Raw genomic sequence first — 20,036 nt, 5'->3', positions numbered from 1 at the left:
TGTCCGCCCTGTTCTGGTTCAGAGTTTGTTGACGGGCACTTTCAGATAGACGGTGCCGTTGTCTTCGGGTTCGGGCATCTGCCCGGCCCGCATGTTGACCTGCAGCGACGGCACGATCAGCCGGGGCATGCCCAGGGTCGCGTCGCGCTCTGTCCGCATCTTGATGAAGTCGTCCTTGTCATGGCCGCCGCCGACATGGATGTTCTTGGCCTTCTGCTCGCCCACGGTGCTTTCCCACGCATAGACCTCGCGGCCCGGCGCCTTGTAGTCATGGCCGACAAAGATCCGGGTCTGATCGGGCAGGGCGAGGATCTTCTGCACCGAGTCAAACAGGGTCTCGGCCGAGCCGCCGGGGAAATCGCAGCGGGCGGTGCCGAAATCGGGCATGAACAGCGTATCGCCGACAAAGGCGGCATCGCCGATCACATAGGTCAGGCAGGCGGGGGTGTGGCCGGGTGTGTGCAGCACGTCACCGCGCAGCTGGCCGATATGGAAACTGTCGCCTTCCTTGAACAGCTGATCGAACTGGCTGCCGTCGCGCTGAAACCTGGTGCCTTCGTTGAAGACCTTGCCGAAGGTATCCTGCACCACCGTGATCTTTTCGCCGATGCCGATCTTGCCGCCGACACGCTCCTGGATATAGGGCGCGGCCGACAGGTGGTCGGCGTGAACATGGGTTTCCAGAATCCACTCGACCTCGACCCCCTGTTCCCTGACCCAGGCGATCACCGCATCGGCGGAGCGGGTGTCGGTGTGGCCGGAGGCGTAGTCGAAATCCAGAACGCTGTCGATGATCGCGGCCTTCTTGGACATCGGGTCGCGCACGACATAGGAAACGGTGTTTGTGGCCTCGTCGAAAAAGGCTTTCACTTCGGGTGACATCTGGGTTGCTCCTCCTTAAGGGCTTTGTGCAACATATGCGATTTTAGATATATGTTTCAATCCTCGCATTTATGCGCATTTGACGTGCATCAATGAAGACCTCGCGCCACACTGTAACACTCATGCAAATCAAAGACGGGAGGAAACCGCATGGTCGATCTGGCGGCGCGTAAAAAGGTACTTGAAAACAGGTTGTTGGAGCTTGACGCCCGGCTGCACGGAATCGAGGCGGAGCTGGACACGCATCAATCGAAAGACTGGGAAGAGCTGGCCGTCGAGCGCGAGGAGGATGAGGTGCTCGAGGGGATCGGAAGCTCTGGCCTGGCGGAAATTGATCGGATTCGCGCGGCTCTGGCGCGAATTGAAGACGGAAGTTACGGATTTTGTGTAAAATGCGGCGAAGAGATCGCGGCAAAGCGGCTTGATATTCTGCCCGCGACGCCATTTTGCAGCCGTTGTGCGACCTGACTTGGCTAACACTGACTTGGCAAAAATCTTTTCTGAACAGGAGGAAGACATGGCCTTTGAAGAACTTAAAGCGGGGATCGCCCTGATTCTCGAGGAAATCGAAAAGCGTCCGGACGACCGGCACGTCCTGCAGGAAGAGCTGCGCGAGAAGATTTCCGAGATGCGCTCGCTCGGGATGGAGGTGCCCAAGGACCTTCTGCGGCTCGAAGAGCAGCTCGAACAGGATGACGCCGACGACATGTATGACAACATGCCTGTCTGAGCGTGATCCGCTCATCAACCTGTTGCGATTTGTATCGGCCCATATACTAATGGTGCCAAGGACGGGTGTGTGACGGCGAGACCGGCCGTCGCATCAAGCCCGTGTGCCGGTGCGGATTCAGGGGTGTGGGCGATGAGGCAACTTGTAAGGCTTGAAAATGACGCGGACGGCATCGCCCGCATCATCATGGATAACCCGCCCGTCAACGCGCTGAGCCACCTTCTGCGGATCGGCATAGCCGCCGCGCTCGAGAAAGCCGCCGCCGATCCTGCGGTAAAGGCCATTCTTCTGACGGCGGCGGGCCGGACCTTTCCGGCGGGCCTGTCGGTCAGCGAACTAGAACACGCGCCCAAAGACCCCTCTCTTTCAGAACTGTGCGACCGGATCGAGATGTGCGCCAAGCCGGTCATCGCGGCGATCAACGGCACCGCGTTGGGCGGCGGCTATGAGCTGGCGCTGGCGGCGCATTACCGGATCGCGGCCCCGGGCGCGCATGTGGGGCTGCCCGAGATTTCGCTGGGCCTGTTGCCGGGGGCGGGGGGCACACAGCGCCTGCCGCGGCTGGTCGGGCCGAAGGTCGCGCTGGAAATGATGCTGGTGGGCCGCCCGGTTGCCGCCGAAGAGGCCGCACGGCTGGGCCTGATCGACAGGGTCGCGGCGGGCGATCTGCTGCCGGCGGCGCAGGCCTTCGCGCAGGAGGTGGCCGGGGCCGCCCCGCGCCGAAGCCGGGATCAGCGCACAGGGATCGCCGATGCGGCCGGGTATCAGGCCACGATCCGGCAGTTCCGCTCGAAGGCGGCGCAAAACCCTATTCCGGCGGCGGGGCGTATCATCGATGCGGTCGAGGCGGCGCAGCTGCTGCCGTTCGAGGCCGGGCTGGCCTTCGAGGCGGCGGCGTTCGAGGATTGCGTGAAAGACCCGAGCGCGCGCGCGCTGCGGCACGTTTTCATGGCCGAACGGAACAACGGCACATTGCCGGAGGCCGAAGGGGCGAAACCGCGCGGCATCGTGCGTGTGGCCATTATCGGAACCGGGCCGTCGATGACGAGCTGGGCCGTGTGCTGTCTGGATGGCGGCTTGCAGGTCTCGCTGCACACACCCGGCGCGGCGGACAGGGTGGCGGCCGAGGCGCAGATCGCCGAGATTTATGACCAGGCGGTCGCCAAGGGGCGGCTGGCCGACGGGCTGCGTGGCGAACGGATCGCGCGGCTTGCGGCGGACGCGGGGCGCGAGGCCATCGGGCAGGCCGATCTTGTCATTCTGGCGCCGGCCGGCGATGCCGCGGCGGCCGAGGCAGAGATGCGCCCCGGCGCGGTTTTGGCGTTGGCCGTGGGGCCGGGGCAGGCGCCGGATTTCACCGGGCTGCAACGACCGGGCGATGCGCTGGGGTTTCAGGCGCAGGGGGCGGCGCATACCTCCAGGCTGGTGGAGGTGCTGACCGGCGCGGACGCCGCGCCCGATGTGCTGGCAACGGCCACGCGGCTGATGGCGCGGCTGGGCAAGATCGGCGTTTTCAGCCCAGCCGAAGAAGGCGGCATCGGCGGCGCGATCTGGGGCGGGATGATCTGGGCGGTCGAAGAGATGATGGCCAAGGGCGCCGCGCCGGCCGTGATCGAAAAGGCGTTGCGCGGCTACGGATTCACACTGATGCCGGGCGATGTTCTGTCGGGCCCCGCGGGAACCTGGACACGCGATTTTTCCGAGGCAGAGATTTGTCAGCGCTGTCTGGCGGCGATGGCCAATGTGGGCGCTTTGCTGGTGCAGGCGGGCGCGGCGCGGCGTCCGGCGGATGTCGATCTTGTGGCGATCCACGGCTACGGCTTTCCGCGCTGGCGCGGCGGGCCGATGATGGTGGCGGATCTGACCGGCCTGATGACGGTGATGCAGACGCTGAAGGTGCTGGCCGGAGAAGATCCCGATTTCTGGGCCCCGGCCGGGCTGTTCGCCGATCTGATCAAGAACGGCCGGAAACTCGCGGATCTGAACGGCTGAGGCCGGTCAGCCCAGGGTGATGCCCAGAATCACCATCATCAGCCCGAGGGCCGACACCAGAAGCGCACCCATGTTCAGCGCCACGACCTTTTGCAGCCTTGCGCGCAGTTCCTCTTCGGGCAGACCCGCGCGGCGCGCCCGCAGCGCCAGCACGATGCAGCGGACAAGGCCCGCAAGACCCAAAAGCGAAACCGCCGCCCCCAGCCAGATCAACCAGTCCATGTCCGTTCCTTTGCGCAATTCTGGTGCGGCGCCTAGCGGATCGGGGCGTTTCATGCAAGGCCGGAGGCGGCGGCGCGCGCGATCACAGATAGGGCCGGATGTTGTGCCGGCGCAGGAAGGAAATGTCGCGTTCGGCCTTGCTGAGCCCGATGTCGCGGAGCATGCGGTCATCCAGAGATTCGAGCTGGCGTTGGCAGCGATAGGCCTCGTTCCAGCGCATCAGCGCTGTCAGCGGTGCGAAGCGAAGGCGCAAACGGCGGCGGCGAGGGGCCGCCGGGGCTGTGAGGGTTTTCATCATCACTCTCCTGTTCAGGTGACGCGCCCAGTTTGAACCATGTTGGTAAGACTCGCGTGAACCCCGGCCGCGCCCGGCATGAATCCGCCAGTGAAAGAGCGGTGCGGCGGCACGCGCGGGGCCGGGGGCCGCCAAAGCGGCGTTGCCGGGACTTGCGGCGGCGGGGCGCGGAGGCTATCGGAGGGGAAATCGAGCAGGGAAAGAGGCCACAGATGAACGATACCGTCACCGATGCAACCTATCGCGTCACCGCAGATGAGCTGCGCCAGTTCATCGAGCGGTTCGAGCGGCTGGAGGCCGAGAAGAAAGACATCGCCGATCAGCAGAAAGAGGTGATGGCAGAGGCCAAGGGCCGCGGCTACGACACCAAGGTGATGCGCAAGGTCATCGCCCTGCGCAAACGCGACCGTGACGACATCGCCGAGGAAGAAGCAGTTCTGGAAATGTACAAGGAAGCGCTGGGGATGTGACCCGGCGCGGGGGCCTCAAGGCGCGATGAAGGTCACGTCGGGCATCCGCTCGATGGCGAAGATGTCTTCCTCGTAGCGTTCCGTCATGTCTTCGACCAGCGCCTCGGTCCAGCCGGGCAGGTCGAGCTCCATCTCGACCTCGTCGGGGATGGCGAATTTATCGAGGAATGCGGCCAGAATGCGCCGGCGCTGCACCGCGTTGGCGGGCGGGTGGCTTTGCAGATAGGCCTGCATCCGGGTGGTGCCCGTGGCCGTCATGATCGAGGCCGGGAAATCCAGGCTGCCCTTCATCTCCAGCTCGGGTGAGTGGCCCGAAAGGGCCTGCAGCACCTCGGACCAGATCAGCGGCGTATCTTCGTTGCACCAGACGGTCAGGGGTACGCCGGGATTGGCCTCGGCGATATCGGCGATCACCTCCGACCAGCACAGGCTCGTCGGGTCGGCCCCGCCCATGAATTCGTCAAAGGCGATCTGCTCCACCCGGCCGAAGACAGCCGGGATGAAGGTTGCCGGATTGCGGATCGCGATGAAAAAGCTGTACTCGGCCTCGGGCAGAACCTGCGACAACCATTGCGTTTTCTCGCCCGCGCGGGCGTAGAGCCGGCCATGCTCCAGCACCTTTGCGGGGGCCGAGATAAAGGACTGGTTGGAAAATACCAGCCGCTCTGCCTGATTGTCGTCCAGCACCGCGTCAAGCAGGGACTTCTGCATTTCCGGCGATGCCGGCGCGCCGCGCAGGCTGACCATGGCTTCGCGCAGGAGCGTCCGGTATTTGCCGGGGCCGGGCACATGGATGCCCTCGGCCGCCAGCGCGCCCTTGTTCTTCAGAAGGCATTTCAGCAACCGTTCCTCATCGGTGCTTTGTACCCCTAGATGATAGGCAACCTGCATATGCTCTTTTCTCGATTACATGTTCTTTGCCATGGTTATACGAGGTAATCTGGACAGTAAAATGGCTTTCCTGTAGACCGGACGCATGGTCGAGCGAAACACTCAGATACCTGCCCCGCGGTTTCGCTTCGATCCATGGTCGGCGGGCGCGGTTCTGATTTCCATTCTGGTGCTGGTGCCCATCGTTTCGGTGCTTTGGCTTGCGCTCAACCCGGCCGAGAATGTCTGGCCGCATCTGATCCACACCACGCTGCCGCGCTATCTGGAGAATACCGGCATCCTGATGGGCGCGGTGGCGCTGTTGTCGGCCGCGGTGGGAACGGGGGCGGCCTGGCTGATCACGATGTACCGGTTTCCGCTGTCGCGCTGGCTGGAGTGGCTGCTGCTGCTGCCGCTGGCGATTCCGGCCTATATCGGGGCCTATGCGCTGGTCGATTTTCTGGAATATGCCGGGCCGGTGCAGACCGGCCTGCGCGGGCTGTTCGGCTGGCACAGCGCGCGCGATTACTGGTTTCCCGAAATCCGGTCGCGCGGGGCGGCGGTTTTGGTGCTGTCGGCCGCGCTCTATCCTTATGTCTACCTGCTGACCCGCGCCGCGTTCCGCGAACAATCGGGCGGCTGTTACGAGGTCGCCCGCGCGCTGGGGGCCGGCGCCTGGGGGCGGTTTTTGCGGGTCGGGCTGCCGCTCGCGCGTCCGGCGATCGCGGCCGGATCGGCCATCGTGATGATGGAAACGGTGAATGATTTCGGCGTGGTGGAATATTTCGCGGTGCAGACGCTGACCACCGGCATTTTCAGCGTCTGGCTGGAGGGCGGAAACGCCGGCGGCGCGGCGCAGATCGCCACGGTGATCCTCGTGGTGATCCTGATGCTGATGGGGCTGGAAAAGGCCAGCCGGCGGAAGATGAAATTCTTCAACCCGTCACGGCACAGCCGCCCGGTTGCGCAGATCCGGCTTGTCGGGCTGCGGGGTGTGCTGGCGATGCTGCTGTGCATCCTGCCCTTCGCCTTCGGCTTTCTGCTGCCGGTCGGGGTGATCACGTCGCATGCGATCGGGGCATCCGACGGGTGGCTCGCGCCGGGGCTGACGCGCGCGCTGGTGAATACGCTTTGGGTCGGCGGCGCGTCCGCGGGCCTGACGGTGCTGGCGGCGCTGTTTCTGGTGTACGGCGTCCGGCTGAGTGAACGCGCGCTGCCCAGGCTGCTGCTGCCGGTCACGACCATCGGCTATGCCGCGCCGGGCGCGGTGCTGGCGGTGGGGCTGCTGATCCCGATGGCGGCGGCCGATCACGTTCTGGCCGACACGGTCGAGGGCGTGTTCGGCATCGACATCGGGCTGGTGATGACCGGATCGGCCTTTGCCGTGGTCTATGCCTATTGCGTACGGTTTTTCGCCATCGCCCAGGGGGCGGCGGATTCGGCGATGGGCCGGATCACGCCCAGCCTGCCGATGGCGGCGCGATCGCTGGGCCGGACGGCGCGTGGCACGCTGCTGTCGGTTTATCTGCCGCTGATCCGGGGATCGGTGGGCACGGCGCTGCTGCTGGTGTTCGTCGACTGCATGAAAGAGCTGCCGGCCACGCTGTTGCTGCGCCCCTTCGGGTTCAACACGCTGGCCACACGGGTTTACGAGAAGGCCTCGCTTGAAAATCTGGGCGAGGCGGCGCCCGCGGCGCTTTTGGTGATCGGGGTCGGGCTGATCGCGGTGCTGCTGCTGGCACGCGCCAACCGCTGAGGGGCTTGCGCGACGGGCTCAGGGCCGCTAAATCCCCCCAAGGCGCCCCTATAGCTCAGCTGGTAGAGCAACTGATTTGTAATCAGTAGGTCCGCGGTTCGAGTCCGTGTGGGGGCACCATGTTTTTACACGCAATGCTTTGATTTCATTCAGCAGGGCTACCGCATTCACGCTGTGGCCCGCCAGAGGATTGCGAGTTCCGACGAACATCTTTTGCCCGCGAGAACGAGCCTCTGCCTTTTGAGCCTGAGCTTGGGAGCGGAGTGGGTCGATACTTGGTGCCGGATCGCCCGATCCATATCACTCAGAAAAAAAGCAGTGAACGCTTTTGTTTTCACGACACCTCAAGTAGACGGCATCCGAGCCGCTATTATGGCACCCCAATCAAAGCTTCGAAGGGGCAATAAAGTGAATGTTGTTGAGCTAACCGAGAAACAGAAATCCCGTTTGTCCAGGCTTCTTGTCGAGCCGGTCGAACAAAGAGCGGGGCAGGGCATCAAGAGGTTGCGTTTCTGGGACGGAGCAGCGGTCGAGCCGTTGACACGCCATCTTTCGATGTCCGACACGCTTGTTGCATCGTCGTTGGGTTACATGTCCTACTCTTCTTCCAATCTGGGCAAGGCGGTCATCGGAAGATATTGCAGCATCGCGGGGAATGTCCGCCTGATCGGGGACAACCATCCGACGGATTGGGTGACGACGCATGTTTTTGCATATGCGCCGAGGTACAAGAACATCCTTCGGGAGAATGGCTATCCGGACTGGGATGCTGTCTCGCCGGCAAGATTGAAAAGACCGATGCTCGAGATCGGAAATGACGTCTGGATCGGAAGAGACGCGGTTCTTGGTCGCGGAATCAAGATTGGAAATGGTGCCGTTATCGCCGGAAGCGCGGTTGTCACAAAGGACGTGCCGCCCTATGCGGTCTATGGCGGCGTGCCTGCGCGCCTTATCAGATATCGCTTTCCAGAAGAGACGATCGAGCGCCTGCTGCACACCAAATGGTGGGAGTACAGAATATCCAACTTCGGAAGCATGAAGTTCAACGATGTCGAGAGATTCCTGGATCAGTTCGCCGAACTCAGCGAGACATGGAGCAAAATGCCGGATTTGAGAATGCCGATCACTGATATACTCAGCGGCACAGTCGATATTCCCGAAAAAGATGAGTGGTTGTAGCCTCGCGAACCGATCTACCGTGTTTGCGCCGACCTTCCTTTTCGCGGGTGAAAGGCGGGGCCGCTCCCGCTGATTGCAGTCATCGTTCCTTGCCTGACCGCTGACATTGATAGCGCATCGTGATAGTCAGAGAGTGCCGGCAAAGCGATGCGGCGGCACCGGGAGGAGGAGTGCCGCCGCGGGACGCAGGCGATCCGGAAGAGGAGATCAGATCGCCAGCTACAAAGGATCCTGAACATCGCTTGCATCTTCAGGATATGCCACTGCCGCGGACGGGCAAGGTAAAGCCCGGCCCTGTCGGGGCCGAGAAGGTGAGCGCCTAAATTTAGGGCGGAAATTCGCGTGTTTGCCTGAAATCTGGATCGCCTTATGCGTGTATCCTGCGGCTGTCCTGAAAAACGGCCGTCGCGCGATGGCATGCGGGGGCACGGGGGCGCGGGATGGTGAAAACGCGCCCTCGGCCATGGCTTCGGCGGGTTTATTGGGCGTCTCCGCCGCAATCCGCCCAAAAAGCGCGCAATCAGCGCGCTGCCGTCAGGGCGCAGCGCCTGCGGCATTTACCGGCGCACGGCGTCGGGCATTATGGCGGTGTGCAGGGTGTCTAGGGTTCCGTTCGCAACATCGCGAAGCAGGTCCGAGAGATGCCGCCGGCGCCGGATACGGTGTCGGTACACGGCGGGACAAAATCCCGGGAGAGCACTGCACCGGTTCGGCCGAAGCGTGCTCTCGTTTGTTGTGTTCCGGTCGCGCCATGGATGGATTCCGGCGAAAGGGACATTGCCATGACACGTTTTTCACTTAGCAGAACAGCCGCCATCACGGCATTTGCGCTGGCGCCCGCCTTGGTGTCCGCGCAGGAAAAGGACAGCTTCAAGCTCGCCTGGTCGATCTATGTGGGCTGGATGCCCTGGGGCTATATCGAAGACAGCGGCATCATGGACAAATGGGCCGACAAATACGGCATCGATGTCGAGATCGTGCAGATCAACGACTACATCGAGTCGATCAACCAATATACCGCCGGGGCGTTCGACGGCGTGTCGGCGACCAACATGGATACGCTGTCGATCCCATCGGGCGGCGGCGTCGATACCACGGCGCTGATCGTGGGCGATTATTCCAACGGCAATGACGCGGTGATCCTGAAGGGCGAAGGCGGGCTGGCCGATCTGGCGGGCAAGCCGGTGCATCTGGTCGAGCTGTCGGTGTCGCATTACCTGCTGGCGCGCGGGCTGGACAGCGTGGGCCTGTCGGAATCCGATCTGGACGGGGTGATCAACACCTCCGACGCCGACATGATCGCCGCCTATGCCACTGATGACGTGCAGGCGGTGGTCACGTGGAACCCGCTGGTCTCGGCCATCATGGAAGAGCCGGGCGCCAACATGCTGTTCGACAGTTCCGACATTCCGGGCGAGATCATCGATCTGATGGTGGTCAACACCGAAACCCTGGCGGCCAACCCCGCCTTCGGCAAGGCGGTGACCGGCGCGTGGTACGAGGCGATGGCGATCATGTCATCCGACACGCCCGAGGGCATCGCCGCGCGCGAGGCGATGGCGGCCGCCTCGGGCACCGATCTGGCGGGTTATGACGCGCAGCTTGCCTCGACCGAGATGTTCTATGATCCGGCTGCGGCGGTGGCCTTTGCAAGCGGCGCCGAACTGCCCGAAACCATGGTCAATGTAACCGAGTTCCTGTTCGACAAGGGCATTCTGGGCGAGGGCGCGCCCTCGGCCGATTTCGTGGGTGTGGCCTATCCGGACGGATCGACCACCGGCGACGCCGGCAACGTCAAGTTCCGCTTCGACACGACCTACATGCAGATGGCCGCGGACGGCGCGCTCTGAGACCGCCGGTTTCCATACCCCTGGCCCCCGCGCCGGACCGGCCCGCCCGGCCCGGCGCGCTGCGGCTGATCAACCGGCGGCCGGGGCGGGCGCTGGCCGGGTTTCTGCTGATCCTGCCCTTCGTGCTGGTGCTGATTGCCTATGCGCTCGGGTCAGAGGCGCGGCGGGCGGTCAACCCGGCAGACAAGCTGTTGCCGGCGCCGACGCAGATCGTGGAAACGGCGCAGCGGTTGCTGACCCAGTCCGACAAGCGATCGGGCGACATCCTGTTCTGGAAAGACACCGGCGCCAGCCTGCGGCGGCTGGCGCTTGGCGTGGGCATCGCGGCCACGCTGGGGCTTGGCTTCGGGTTGCTGATCGGGCTGCTGCCGCTGGTGCGCGCGGGGCTGGCGCCCTTTGTGTCGGTTCTGTCGATGATCCCGCCACTGGCGGTGCTGCCGATCCTGTTCATCGTGCTGGGGCTGGGCGAGGTATCCAAGGTGGCGCTGATCGCCATCGGCATAACGCCGTTCCTGATCCGCGATCTTTCACAGCGGGTGGCCGAATTGCCCGCCGAGCAGATCGTGAAGGCGCAGACGCTGGGCGCGACATCGCTGGCCATCGGGCTGCGGGTGGCGCTGCCACAGATCATGCCGCGCCTGTTGCAGGCGGTGCGGCTTTCGCTGGGCTCGGCCTGGCTGTTCCTGATCGCGGCCGAGGCGATCGCCGCCGAAAACGGGCTGGGCTACCGCATCTTCCTGGTGCGCCGCTATCTGGCGATGGATGTGATCCTGACCTATGTGATCTGGATCACCCTGCTGGCGTTCGTGATCGACTGGCTGCTCAAGCGGCTGACGCAGCGGCTGTACCCCTGGGCCGGGGAGGGCGGGCTGTGAGCTATGTCGAGGTGTCGAACGTGTTTCAGTCCTACGGCACGCGCCCGATCCTGGAGCGCGTGTCGGTGACGGTCGAGAAGGGCGAGTTCATCTCGATCGTCGGTGCGTCGGGCTGCGGAAAATCCACCTTTCTGCGTCTGTTGCTGGCGCAGGAACGGCCCACGCGGGGCGAGATCCGCATCGACGGCGCGCCGCCCGCGCGTGAACCCGACCGCGACCGGGGCGTGGTGTTTCAGCGCTATTCGGTGTTTCCGCACATGACGGTGCGCGACAATCTCGTGGCCGCCGAGGCGCTTGGCGCCAATGCCGCCGGCTATCTGTTCGGGCAGGCCAGCCGCGACGCGCGGGCGCGCGCGGATCTGGCGCTGGAACGGATCGGGCTGGCCCATGTGGCGGCGCAATACCCCGCCGCGCTGTCGGGCGGGATGCAACAGCGGCTGGCGATTGCCCAGGCGCTGGCGGCGAAACCGAAGATCCTGCTGCTTGACGAACCCTTCGGCGCGCTGGATCCCGGCACCCGGCTGAAGATGCACGATTTCCTGCGTGACATGCGGGCCGAAACCGGCATGACCGTGTTCATGGTCACCCATGATCTGTCCGAGGGGTTCAAGCTGGGCGACCGGGTTCTGGTCTTCGACAAGATCCGCTGGGACCCGCAAAACCCCGAGGCTTACGGCGCCACCATTACTTACGATTTCGACGCAAGGGTGGCCCTGCCGCCGCCCGCCATGCTTGAGGAGAAGACCCATGTTCACTGACGTTCCGCGCCGCACACGCTCTCACCACCCGGCGGATCACCGGCGGGGCGGGCGGCGGTTTCATCACCCGGACCTGTCGAAGCTGCAGGGCTGGAAGTCGATGCAGGCCGAGGCCGACATTCCCGGCGACGAGTGGGAGAAGGAAAAGCAATGGGCGCTGCGTATGGGCCTGACCGGCGCCGACAGCATCGAGGACAAGTCGATCCCCACTTTCGCGCGGGGCGAGCTGCCGCATTACGCGGGCATCAACACCTTCCTGAAGGCCCCCTATGCCGAGGATGTATCGGAGGTCGGCCTGTATGACGCCACCGTGCTGGGCGCGCCGTTCGATGGCGGCACCACCTATCGCGCCGGCACCCGCTTCGGGCCGCAGGGCATCCGCAAGATCAGCGCGCTTTACACGCCCTACAACTATGAAATGGCCATCGACCTGCGCGAACAGATGAGCCTGTGCGACGCGGGTGATATCTTCACCATTCCCGCCAATATCGAAAAGACCTTCGATCAGATCAGCCGCGCCTGCGCGCATGTGTTTTCCAGCGGGTCGATGCCGATCATTCTGGGGGGCGATCATTCGATTGGTTATCCCACGGTGCGCGGCATCGCGGAATGCACGTCGAAAAAGATCGGAATAGTGCATTTCGACCGCCACGCCGATATTCAGGAAAAGGACCTGGACGAACGCATGCACACCACCCCGTGGTTCCACGCCACCAACCTGCCGAACGTGCCCGCCAAGAACCTTGTGCAGGTGGGTATCGGCGGCTGGCAGGTCCCGCGCGAGGCGGTGGGGGTGGCGCGCGAGCGGCAGACCAACATCATCACCATGTCGGATATGGAGCGGATGGGCGTGGACAAGACCGCCGAGATGGCGCTGGAAATGGCGTGGGACGGGGTGGACATGGTTTACATGTCCTTCGACATCGACAGCGTCGATTGCGGTTTCGTGCCCGGTACCGGCTGGCCCGAACCGGGCGGCTTCCTGCCGCGAGAGGCGCTGGCGCTGGCGTCCAAGGTCGCGGCCGAAGGCATCTGCGGAATGGAACTGGTCGAGGTGTCGCCGCCCTATGACACGTCGGACATCACCGCGCTGCTGGGCACGCGGGTGATCGTCGATGTGCTGGGCTCGATGGTGTCGGCGGGCACGCTGGGCAAGCACAAGCGCCATATCGACAAGCCGGTGACGCTGCCGATGGGCGACTATTCCGAGGCGACCCATGGCCGCCGCTGGTCGACCCCCGCGAAAAGGAAGTGACCGATGCCGCCTGATCACCCGCACCATCACGACCATGAGCATCCCCATCACCACGGGCCGGGCCACAACCACGCCCACCCCGACCATCTGCACAGCCACATGGAACCGGGCGACGCGGCGGCGGATCTTCAGATTCTGACCACCCAGTTCATCGACGGCTTCACCGCGGCGAAAGACAAGCAGGCCTATCTGAAGATCGCCGGCGTGCCGCTGGAAATCGGCGGCGGGGATACCCCTGCGCTGAAACTGGTGGATGTGGAGTTGCGGACCGAATGGCAGGTCGGCACCGCCTCGCCCTCGTTCGGATCGCGTGAGCTGAGCTATCTGCCCTTCCCGGGCGAGATGATCACCGAGCGTACCAACATGGGCTTTGTCTATGTGTCGATGGCCGAAAAGCGCGTGGTCGATCTGCGCGCATTCCTGCGCGGCAGGCTGGACCGCTAGAAGCCACCGCGTGCATCGCTCCCTTGCGGGCGCTCTTCGCGCGAAGGCGCCTGCAAGGGGTGAGCGGTGGCCCGGACGGCAGACCGGGCCGGATGCTTTCGCGCCGTGGGTCAGGCCGCGGCGTGCTGGGCCTCTTTCATCACCGAGGCCAGAAGGCCATAGGTTTCGGCCCAAGCGGCCTCGGCCTCGGGGGTGAAATCCTCGCCCAGCCCCTGGCTCAGCGCGAACAGCAACGCCGCCCCGACCGAATCGTAATGCGCATCGGTGACGTTATAGCCGTTGTGGCGCGCGCCGAGATCCTGCACGGCGGGCACGATCGCCTCGAGGTTGGTCAGGCCATTCACCGCAATGCCGATCATCTGCATCAGCTTTTTCTTCTGATCGGTCATCACCTCGGGGAAGAGGGCGCGGGTGTCGGGCGCGATCAGGAACAGCCGGTCATAGAAAATGTCGGCCGCGGCATCGGAGATGGGCGCGACCTTCTTGAAGGTGGATTGCACGATTTCGATTTGTTCTGGGGTCATGTCGGTTCTCATTCCGTTGGGGTTTGTGTTTCGGCGAAGGCTAGGGCCGCATCGGCCCCGCCGCTGGCCCACACCATGAAGGCAACCGCCGCGGCAACCTCGGCGTCGGTCAGATCGGGGTTGCCGCCACGGGCGGGCATTTCGGTATATTTCGGGCCGGTGAAGCCGTTGATCGCGTGATCGACAAGCACCGGCATGCCCTGGGCGATACGGGCGGCCCAGGCGCGGGTCGCGGTGATCTTGGGCGCGCCGGTGGCCTTGTTGCCACCGTGGCAGTTCTGGCACAGCCCGCCCCAGATCGCCCGCCCCTGCACCAGCAGCGGCTCGGCGGGAACCGGCAGCATGTCAACCTTCACGAACCCCGGCAGGCCACGGTCCGACAGCACATCCGCCAGTTCCGGCCCGGCAGCAGCCGGGGCGGGCGCAAGCGCCAGCCCCAGCAGAATGTGCAACCCGCGCGCGCCGCGCATCAGCCGTCGATCGGGATGCGGATGACCACACCGCCCATCACATCCCCACCCTCGAAATCGGTGCGCGGCGAATCCTTGTGGTCGTTGTGGCAAGAGGTGCAGGCGGCGGCCACGGCCACGTCGGCATAGACGGCGGTGAAATAGGTGGTGCCGCCAAGCTCTTCCTCACCATAGAAATTCTCGCCCGGGTTCTCGGCGACGAAGGTCAGGCCCTCTTCCTCCAGCGGGGTGGCGGGGGCGTTCTGCTTGTTGATCGGCCAGAGCGACAGCAGCGAATAGCTGAAGGCATCGGTTTCCTCGGCCACCATCTCGGCGCCGAAGCGGAACATCTGGGCGGGCAGAACCAGCGCCTTGTCGTCGATGAAATGCTCCGAAGCCTTGATCACGCCTTCCTCGTTGGCAAGGCGGTTGACGATCATCCGGGTATAGACGGTGCGGTCGGAATTCATCACCAGATGCAGCAGATCCGACACGGTCTGATAGCCCATCCCTTCGGCCATCGCCTGCGGCGCGGCGCCCAGCGTTAGTGCCGCACCCAGCATGGCGGCTTTGATTTTTCCCGTTTTGGCGTTCATAACATAGTCTCCTGTTCCTTCGGGTTGCAGGGGCGTGGACCGCCGGGTCATTGGTTGGTGCCTTGTTCCGGCGGTTCCACGCGGTTTACCGCCCAGTCGATGCTTTCGACGTGGCGATCCGGTTGGCCCGAGAAGTTGTTGGCGATCAGCGCCGGGTCGGCCAGCGCGTCAATCGCGAAACCCAGCCCGTGGCACTCGGCGCAGACAGGGCGGATCATCTTCTCGTTCGGGCGAAGCGTGTCGTTCTGGTTGTGGTTGGTGGTGATGGCCTTCGCGCTTTTGGTCTTGGGCATATGGCAGGTGGCGCAGGTGACGCCGCTGCCGGGGGGCAGGTCGCCGGCCAGTTCGGCCTGCCACAGCAGGTGGTGCGGGCTGCCCTCATAGGCGCGGCTGTGGTCGTCATCATGGCAACTGACGCAGGCGCCGACGGCGGCAAAGCCCAGATCCTGGCGGTGCGGGGCGTGGCAGGTGCTGCAGGTCAGCGTCTCGCCATGTGCTTCGGGTTTCAGTGGCACGCGGCCCTCGGCCACGCTCATCGCGGCGGGCGGCGCGGGATCGGTGAGGTAGGCGTCAAGCGCGCTGACCAAAGCTTCCGGCGGTTTCTTCCAGCCCAGCTTTTTCAAGGCCGATTTCGCGCTGCGCGGTTCAGCGATTTCGGGATGGCGGCGGGTGCCGTGGCGGCCAAGGGCAAAGGTTTTCGCCTCGCCCTTGTGGCAGGTGGCGCAGACGGTTTCGGCCGGTGTGTCGGTCCAGGCGGCGGCGATCTGCGCGTCGGTTTCGGCACCGGCGGCGTGGCATCCGGCACAGCCGACATCGGCACCGGCGTGGGCCGAGGCGGCCCAGTCATGCGCGGCGGTTTCCGAGCGCGCGGCGTCAGCCGCGCTGACGCCGGCCAGATAGGCCTCGATCGCGGCCGGATCGGGGGCAGGGCGGGTGCGGGCCAGCGCCTCGACCGGGTGAACCGGTGTCTCGGCCAGCCAGGGTTGGCCCGCGTGCTTGACCAGGAAATCTTCGTAAAGCGCGCGGTTGTCGTGATAGTTGTGGCACCCCGACCCGGCGCAGGTGTCGAATGTCAGCTCCGCATGGCTTTCACGGTCTTTGCGGATATCCTGCTGTCCTTCGGAATGGCAGGCGATGCAGTAATCACCCTGAAGGGTCAGCATCATCGGCAGGGTCGTTTCGGGCTGATGCTCGGCATGGCACGAGATGCAGAACCGCCCGTCAATCTTTTCCCAATAGGCGGCCATGCGCGGGTTGGTGAATTTCTTCAGCGGGTGGCTGTCATCGGCCGCTTTCAGATCTTCCTTGTGGCAGGTGACGCAGGTTTTGTTGATGTCCTTGCGCAGCTTGGCGGCAGAGGCGAAGGGCGCCGAGGTGTGGCAGGTTTCGCAGGCGATTTCGAGCTGGTGATGCGCCCCTGCCGTCTGGCCGGGCAGCAGCACGGTGCGATCGCCCGCAATATAGAGCCGGGCCAGCGCCGATCCCGCGATGAGAACCGTGGCCAGCGCCCAGAGGATCCAGAGAAAGCGGTTGCGTGTCATCATCCCCCCTCAGAACGCATAGACAGTCAGGACATGCACGAGCAGCAGCACCGGCAACGGCCAGACCGCCACGATATGCACCCAGGTCGGCAGGCGGCGGGCGGGTTTGCGGGCGGTGCCGATGCGGCGCGCGCGCAGCGCGTGATCACCGCCCGTGGTCAGGCCCGACAGTGCGCCGAAGATCACCGTGGCGGTGAAGGCCGTGAACAGCGCGAGGTTCAGGTTGGCGCCGGGGCGCAGGCCGGTATGCAGAAACAGCCCGGCGGCGGCCAGCAGGCCGATGCCCAGATGCACCAGCCGCCACAGATCGAAGCTGCCCAGCCTGTCCATCACGCGCAGACGCTTGCGCAGCCCGATCAGCAGCGCGGCGACGGTCAGCCCCAGCAGGATATAGCCGGTCCATTGCTTGACGATATTGTCGCGCCACAGCCACTGGGCCAGGCTCTCGGTGGTGAACTGATCGGGAAAAGGCACGCGCGGCGCGGCGCTCAACACCAGGGCGGCCAGGGCGGCGAGGGCCGAAAGCGCCAGGATCGGGCGGAAAAGGCGCACGGGCTTGGGCGGCCCGCCGGCGTTCACCAGCTCTTCCAGAAGCGGTTTGCAGGTGCCGCAGACGCTGCCGGCGCCAGTGGCAAGGCTGAGCGCATCGGCGGATGTCGCGCCGGCGGCCATACTATCACGCAGCCGACCGCAGGTGACGCCGGTGCAATTGCAAACCGTGGCCGAGGCGGGCAGCTCGGTGACCGAAAGCGCCTCTTCCGGCCACAGCAACCCGGTGCGGCGAAAGCGGTAGAGCATCCAGGGATAGACAGTCGCGCCGTCCTGCACCCCGTTCTGCGCCTGGCTGGCCTGAGGCCATGCGCCGATGGCGATCGCGCCCGCCAGCTTTCCGTTGCGGATGAAGATGCGGCGGTACTGCCCGTCGCCCCGCCAGACATGGCTGCGCACGCCGGGGGCGACCTCGAGCTGTTCGATCTGCCCGGCGGAAAATACCTCGGCGCCGATGACCTTCAGCTTGGTCGCGGGGACAGAGCCGCCATAGGCGGCAGACTCGCCTGCGATCACGGCGGCGGCGGTGTCGGCCTGTTCGTAGCCCGGCCCGACAAGCCCGTAGACAAGCCCCGCATGTTCGGCGCATTCGCCCACCGCGAAGATATCCGGATCTGCGGTCTGCATCCGGTCGTTCACGACGATGCCGCGCCCGATGGGCAGGCCGGCGTCCAGCGCCAGCCCGGTGTTGGCCCGCACCCCGGTACAGACGATCACGGTGTCGCAGGGCAGAACCTCGCCGCTGGCCAGATGCACGGTCTCGACCTTGCCGGCGCCTTCGATCCGCTTCACGGCCACGCCGGTGTGGACGCTGACCCCGAGCGCCTTGATCTTGTCGGCCAGAAGCACGCCCGCCTCGGTGTCGAGCTGGCGCGGCATCACCCGGCCCTCATGCTCGATCACGGTCACATGCGCCTGCCGCTTGCGCATCCCGCGCGCGGCCTCCAGCCCCAGAAGCCCGCCGCCGATGACGATGACGCGGCGCGCCGAAAAGCTGCGCGCCAACAGCGCCGAGGCGTCCGCGGCGGTGCGGAAGGTATAGACGCCGGGCAGGTCATGGCCGGGGATGGCGGGTACGAAGGCGTGCGAGCCGGTGGCGATGACGAGTTTGGAATAGGGCCACAGCGTGCCATCGGCACCCCGTACCCGCCGGTTGTCACGGTCGATCTTGACGACGGGAATGCCGGTGCGGCAGGTCAGCCGCCCGCTGCCCTCATTCGCTCTCGGAGTTTCAATCTCGCCGAACTGAACGTCGCCGGCCAGCAGCGGTGTCAGTTTCACGCGGTTGTACGGCTGAAAGGATTCGGCGGCCAGCACGGTGACGGTGCGGCCGTGCCGCGCGATCTCATTGGCCGCCCGCATCCCCACGGGCCCGCCGCCGATGACGATCACCGGATCGTTCGATTTTGCCGGAATGTCCGGGACGCTTTGCGGCGCACTTTCTGCCAAGCCTTACTCCACATACAAAAAGCCCATCCTCCGGCCAGATGACCGGATGAATGAGCGCCATTGCTCTTTTTGAAGCGGGTATTCGAAACGCCGTCGTTCCGAATTGCTCGGCGTCGTTGCCGTACACGGCGCTATCTTAAGAAGTCGGCCGGGCCGGAACGAAGAAGAAATCGTGAAAACTTCGCTGAAAGAACATGAAAGGCGGCCTGAGCGCAGGCAATGCTGAAAATTCCCTCATTTTTCAGGATGAGCCTGAAAAATTATGCAAGGAGATGATGTCCGGTTCGCAGGGCAGGGGGCGATGACTCTGCTCCCGCCCAGCCGATAGACCTCGCCGTTTTCAGCCCGGTTGATGAAGCGGGCCTTCACGTTATCATCCCTGTCGGTGATCAGGAGGCACCCGAAATTCTCTTCCTCGACCATCACGCCGCCGTCGGGCAGAAGCGCGAACAGGCCTTCCGACATCGTCTTGATCTCTTCGGCCTCGAACAGGGCGCTGAACAGGGTTCGGGTGTGGTCGGCGGTGAAGTCATGGAAATGATGTTGTTGGAGCCCGCAATCCGTGCCCCCGATCCCTTGTCAAAGACGTTGTTGTTGAAAGCCGCGATGGTGTGGTCATCCACGATGTCGACGTCATGCTGTGACGACCATGGCCCTTCGCGCAGCCAAAGAACCCGGTTTGTCGAGGGGCGGTACAGCATCACGGTAGAGATATGGCGCATGCTGACGAACAGGTCGCCCTGTTGCCAACAGGGGCCGTCGCCTGGCAACCCTCGCCCGGGCGGCGCATGGCCTCGACGGCGTATTTCTGGCGAAATCTTCGGAACAGGGCTGAAAATATTGAAGTTTCTTCGATTTCTTGCAACAACCGGGTCACAACGTCCGCGCGTCCGGTTTCGGCGCGGTTTTTCAGGGTTCGGATTTGGTGCTTGGTTTAAGAGAAACGAACTTTGCCGGCGGCCCGGGCCGCTGCATTCCTTTTTCGGCCCGCTGCATATCCTTGTCACAGGAGGCGGCCACGTTGGCGGCGTTTGTACAATCTATAGTCTTGGGAGAATCTGAATGGCGCTGACCACCGTTGCGACCCGGCCGATCGAAGGGCAAAAGCCCGGCACCTCTGGCCTGCGCAAGAAGACGCGGGTGTTCATGGAGCCGCATTACCTGGAGAACTTCATTCAGGCGGTGTGGAACGGGATCGGCGGCGTCAGCGGCAAGACCCTGATTCTGGGCGGGGACGGGCGCTATTTCAACGATCGCGCGGCGCAGGTGATCCTGCGCATGGCGGCGGCGGGCGGCGCGGCGAAGATGATCGTGGGGCAGGGCGCGCTTTTGTCGACGCCGGCGGCCTCC

General features: G+C 64.4%; 23 protein-coding genes, 1 tRNA gene and 1 riboswitch (1 of these 25 only partly in view). Of the genes, 13 read left to right on the top strand and 11 right to left on the bottom strand.

Annotation, left to right across the window (positions count from 1 at the left end):
* Positions 1-18 precede the first annotated feature (18 nt).
* A complete protein-coding gene (locus TQ29_RS12960; protein ID WP_037210332.1) occupies positions 19-882 on the bottom strand; it encodes an MBL fold metallo-hydrolase in 864 nt (287 codons plus the stop codon).
* Between the two features lie 150 nt (positions 883-1,032).
* Between TQ29_RS12960 and TQ29_RS12955 the strand changes: the two genes are divergently transcribed.
* The 3 genes from TQ29_RS12955 (at position 1,033) to TQ29_RS12945 (ending at position 3,604) form a co-directional block, all read left to right on the top strand.
* Positions 1,033-1,350 (top strand): TraR/DksA C4-type zinc finger protein, encoded by a 318-nt coding sequence (locus TQ29_RS12955; RefSeq protein WP_037210330.1) that lies wholly within the window; start codon positions 1,033-1,035, stop codon positions 1,348-1,350.
* 49 nt (positions 1,351-1,399) lie between these two features.
* Entirely contained in the window at positions 1,400-1,612 is a 213-nt protein-coding gene (locus TQ29_RS12950) for a hypothetical protein (protein WP_054539504.1), read from the top strand.
* A gap of 132 nt (positions 1,613-1,744) precedes the next feature.
* Positions 1,745-3,604, top strand: a complete 1,860-nt coding sequence (locus TQ29_RS12945; RefSeq protein ID WP_054539503.1) for an enoyl-CoA hydratase-related protein — start codon at positions 1,745-1,747, stop codon at positions 3,602-3,604.
* 6 nt (positions 3,605-3,610) lie between these two features.
* Here TQ29_RS12945 and TQ29_RS12940 read toward each other — a convergent pair whose 3' ends face one another.
* Both TQ29_RS12940 and TQ29_RS12935 read right to left on the bottom strand, forming a co-directional pair.
* Entirely contained in the window at positions 3,611-3,826 is a 216-nt protein-coding gene (locus TQ29_RS12940; RefSeq protein ID WP_054539502.1) for a hypothetical protein, read from the bottom strand.
* 82 nt (positions 3,827-3,908) lie between these two features.
* Positions 3,909-4,121 (bottom strand): DUF1127 domain-containing protein, encoded by a 213-nt coding sequence (locus TQ29_RS12935; RefSeq protein ID WP_157445585.1) that lies wholly within the window; start codon positions 4,119-4,121, stop codon positions 3,909-3,911.
* Positions 4,122-4,333: 212 nt separating this feature from the next.
* On the opposite strand from TQ29_RS12935, the gene TQ29_RS12930 reads away from it, so the two are divergent.
* Complete coding sequence (locus TQ29_RS12930; protein WP_037210317.1) at positions 4,334-4,591, top strand: DUF2312 domain-containing protein; 258 nt, start codon at positions 4,334-4,336, stop codon at positions 4,589-4,591.
* A 15-nt stretch (positions 4,592-4,606) separates the two neighbouring features.
* Here the strand turns inward: TQ29_RS12930 and TQ29_RS12925 are convergent, their stop codons facing one another.
* Positions 4,607-5,482: a hypothetical protein gene (locus tag TQ29_RS12925; protein WP_054539500.1), complete on the bottom strand. Its 876-nt coding sequence runs from the start codon at positions 5,480-5,482 to the stop codon at positions 4,607-4,609.
* Between the two features lie 85 nt (positions 5,483-5,567).
* Between TQ29_RS12925 and TQ29_RS12920 the strand changes: the two genes are divergently transcribed.
* From TQ29_RS12920 to TQ29_RS12885, 8 genes are all read left to right on the top strand, one after another.
* Positions 5,568-7,217 (top strand): iron ABC transporter permease, encoded by a 1,650-nt coding sequence (locus TQ29_RS12920; protein WP_054539499.1) that lies wholly within the window; start codon positions 5,568-5,570, stop codon positions 7,215-7,217.
* Between the two features lie 44 nt (positions 7,218-7,261).
* Positions 7,262-7,337 (top strand) — tRNA-Thr (locus TQ29_RS12915).
* Positions 7,338-7,625: 288 nt separating this feature from the next.
* Positions 7,626-8,396 (top strand): CatB-related O-acetyltransferase, encoded by a 771-nt coding sequence (locus TQ29_RS12910; RefSeq protein ID WP_054539498.1) that lies wholly within the window; start codon positions 7,626-7,628, stop codon positions 8,394-8,396.
* A 590-nt stretch (positions 8,397-8,986) separates the two neighbouring features.
* Positions 8,987-9,093: riboswitch (guanidine-I (ykkC/yxkD leader) on the top strand.
* A gap of 85 nt (positions 9,094-9,178) precedes the next feature.
* Entirely contained in the window at positions 9,179-10,246 is a 1,068-nt protein-coding gene (locus TQ29_RS12905) for a putative urea ABC transporter substrate-binding protein (RefSeq protein ID WP_054539497.1), read from the top strand.
* A 122-nt stretch (positions 10,247-10,368) separates the two neighbouring features.
* Positions 10,369-11,121 carry an ABC transporter permease subunit gene (locus TQ29_RS12900; RefSeq protein WP_328705650.1) on the top strand — a complete coding sequence of 251 codons (753 nt, stop codon included), beginning with the start codon at positions 10,369-10,371 and terminating at the stop codon, positions 11,119-11,121.
* A complete protein-coding gene (locus tag TQ29_RS12895; RefSeq protein WP_054539495.1) occupies positions 11,118-11,879 on the top strand; it encodes an ABC transporter ATP-binding protein in 762 nt (253 codons plus the stop codon). Before TQ29_RS12900 ends, TQ29_RS12895 begins: the two co-directional genes overlap by 4 nt.
* Positions 11,869-13,134, top strand: a complete 1,266-nt coding sequence (locus tag TQ29_RS12890; protein ID WP_054539494.1) for an agmatinase family protein — start codon at positions 11,869-11,871, stop codon at positions 13,132-13,134. Before TQ29_RS12895 ends, TQ29_RS12890 begins: the two co-directional genes overlap by 11 nt.
* A 3-nt stretch (positions 13,135-13,137) precedes the next feature.
* A complete protein-coding gene (locus TQ29_RS12885) occupies positions 13,138-13,578 on the top strand; it encodes a hypothetical protein (RefSeq protein ID WP_054539493.1) in 441 nt (146 codons plus the stop codon).
* Positions 13,579-13,688: 110 nt separating this feature from the next.
* Here the strand turns inward: TQ29_RS12885 and TQ29_RS12880 are convergent, their stop codons facing one another.
* The 7 genes from TQ29_RS12880 to TQ29_RS21295 all read right to left on the bottom strand — a co-directional run bounded on the left by TQ29_RS12880 (position 13,689) and on the right by TQ29_RS21295 (position 19,693).
* Complete coding sequence (locus TQ29_RS12880) at positions 13,689-14,102, bottom strand: globin family protein (protein WP_037210294.1); 414 nt, start codon at positions 14,100-14,102, stop codon at positions 13,689-13,691.
* A gap of 8 nt (positions 14,103-14,110) precedes the next feature.
* Positions 14,111-14,572: a cytochrome c5 family protein gene (locus tag TQ29_RS12875; RefSeq protein WP_054539492.1), complete on the bottom strand. Its 462-nt coding sequence runs from the start codon at positions 14,570-14,572 to the stop codon at positions 14,111-14,113.
* Positions 14,572-15,147 carry a DUF3365 domain-containing protein gene (locus TQ29_RS12870; protein WP_207642712.1) on the bottom strand — a complete coding sequence of 192 codons (576 nt, stop codon included), beginning with the start codon at positions 15,145-15,147 and terminating at the stop codon, positions 14,572-14,574. Before TQ29_RS12870 ends, TQ29_RS12875 begins: the two co-directional genes overlap by 1 nt.
* Before the next feature lie 47 nt (positions 15,148-15,194).
* The gene (locus tag TQ29_RS12865) at positions 15,195-16,688 is read right to left on the bottom strand and encodes a cytochrome c3 family protein (RefSeq protein WP_162231828.1); all 1,494 of its coding nucleotides are present in this window, start codon (positions 16,686-16,688) and stop codon (positions 15,195-15,197) included.
* Between the two features lie 9 nt (positions 16,689-16,697).
* The gene (locus TQ29_RS12860; protein WP_054539490.1) at positions 16,698-18,686 is read right to left on the bottom strand and encodes an FAD-dependent oxidoreductase; all 1,989 of its coding nucleotides are present in this window, start codon (positions 18,684-18,686) and stop codon (positions 16,698-16,700) included.
* 234 nt (positions 18,687-18,920) lie between these two features.
* On the bottom strand, positions 18,921-19,151 hold the full coding sequence (locus TQ29_RS12855) for a hypothetical protein (protein WP_054539489.1): 231 nt from the start codon (positions 19,149-19,151) through the stop codon (positions 18,921-18,923).
* Positions 19,109-19,693, bottom strand: a complete 585-nt coding sequence (locus tag TQ29_RS21295) for an arylsulfotransferase family protein (RefSeq protein WP_369817405.1) — start codon at positions 19,691-19,693, stop codon at positions 19,109-19,111. The genes TQ29_RS12855 and TQ29_RS21295 overlap by 43 nt, the downstream gene beginning before the upstream one ends.
* 55 nt (positions 19,694-19,748) lie before the next feature.
* On the opposite strand from TQ29_RS21295, the gene TQ29_RS12850 reads away from it, so the two are divergent.
* Positions 19,749-20,036: the 5' end (the start) of an alpha-D-glucose phosphate-specific phosphoglucomutase gene (locus tag TQ29_RS12850; protein ID WP_054539488.1), read on the top strand. The gene runs 1,344 nt beyond the window's last position; the window shows 288 of its 1,632 coding nt (coding positions 1-288); its start codon is at positions 19,749-19,751; its stop codon lies beyond the right edge, outside the window.

Origin of the sequence: Actibacterium sp. EMB200-NS6 (assembly GCF_001305615.1) — a bacterium.
In the GTDB taxonomy this organism is placed as follows: Bacteria; Pseudomonadota; Alphaproteobacteria; order Rhodobacterales; family Rhodobacteraceae; genus Actibacterium_A; species Actibacterium_A naphthalenivorans.
The sequence above is the reverse complement of the archived record's forward strand: the minus strand, read 5'-3'. Positions and strand labels throughout refer to the sequence as shown.

Coding starts and splice junctions, on each gene's coding strand:
- TQ29_RS12960 (WP_037210332.1), bottom strand. CDS start 882: ATGTCACCCGAAGTGAAAGCCTTTTTCGACGAGGCCACAAACACCGTT.
- TQ29_RS12955 (WP_037210330.1), top strand. CDS start 1,033: ATGGTCGATCTGGCGGCGCGTAAAAAGGTACTTGAAAACAGGTTGTTG.
- TQ29_RS12950 (WP_054539504.1), top strand. CDS start 1,400: ATGGCCTTTGAAGAACTTAAAGCGGGGATCGCCCTGATTCTCGAGGAA.
- TQ29_RS12945 (WP_054539503.1), top strand. CDS start 1,745: ATGAGGCAACTTGTAAGGCTTGAAAATGACGCGGACGGCATCGCCCGC.
- TQ29_RS12940 (WP_054539502.1), bottom strand. CDS start 3,826: ATGGACTGGTTGATCTGGCTGGGGGCGGCGGTTTCGCTTTTGGGTCTT.
- TQ29_RS12935 (WP_157445585.1), bottom strand. CDS start 4,121: ATGAAAACCCTCACAGCCCCGGCGGCCCCTCGCCGCCGCCGTTTGCGC.
- TQ29_RS12930 (WP_037210317.1), top strand. CDS start 4,334: ATGAACGATACCGTCACCGATGCAACCTATCGCGTCACCGCAGATGAG.
- TQ29_RS12925 (WP_054539500.1), bottom strand. CDS start 5,482: ATGCAGGTTGCCTATCATCTAGGGGTACAAAGCACCGATGAGGAACGG.
- TQ29_RS12920 (WP_054539499.1), top strand. CDS start 5,568: ATGGTCGAGCGAAACACTCAGATACCTGCCCCGCGGTTTCGCTTCGAT.
- TQ29_RS12905 (WP_054539497.1), top strand. CDS start 9,179: ATGACACGTTTTTCACTTAGCAGAACAGCCGCCATCACGGCATTTGCG.
- TQ29_RS12890 (WP_054539494.1), top strand. CDS start 11,869: ATGTTCACTGACGTTCCGCGCCGCACACGCTCTCACCACCCGGCGGAT.
- TQ29_RS12885 (WP_054539493.1), top strand. CDS start 13,138: ATGCCGCCTGATCACCCGCACCATCACGACCATGAGCATCCCCATCAC.
- TQ29_RS12880 (WP_037210294.1), bottom strand. CDS start 14,102: ATGACCCCAGAACAAATCGAAATCGTGCAATCCACCTTCAAGAAGGTC.
- TQ29_RS12875 (WP_054539492.1), bottom strand. CDS start 14,572: ATGCGCGGCGCGCGCGGGTTGCACATTCTGCTGGGGCTGGCGCTTGCG.
- TQ29_RS12870 (WP_207642712.1), bottom strand. CDS start 15,147: ATGAACGCCAAAACGGGAAAAATCAAAGCCGCCATGCTGGGTGCGGCA.
- TQ29_RS12865 (WP_162231828.1), bottom strand. CDS start 16,688: ATGACACGCAACCGCTTTCTCTGGATCCTCTGGGCGCTGGCCACGGTT.
- TQ29_RS12855 (WP_054539489.1), bottom strand. CDS start 19,151: ATGTCGGAAGGCCTGTTCGCGCTTCTGCCCGACGGCGGCGTGATGGTC.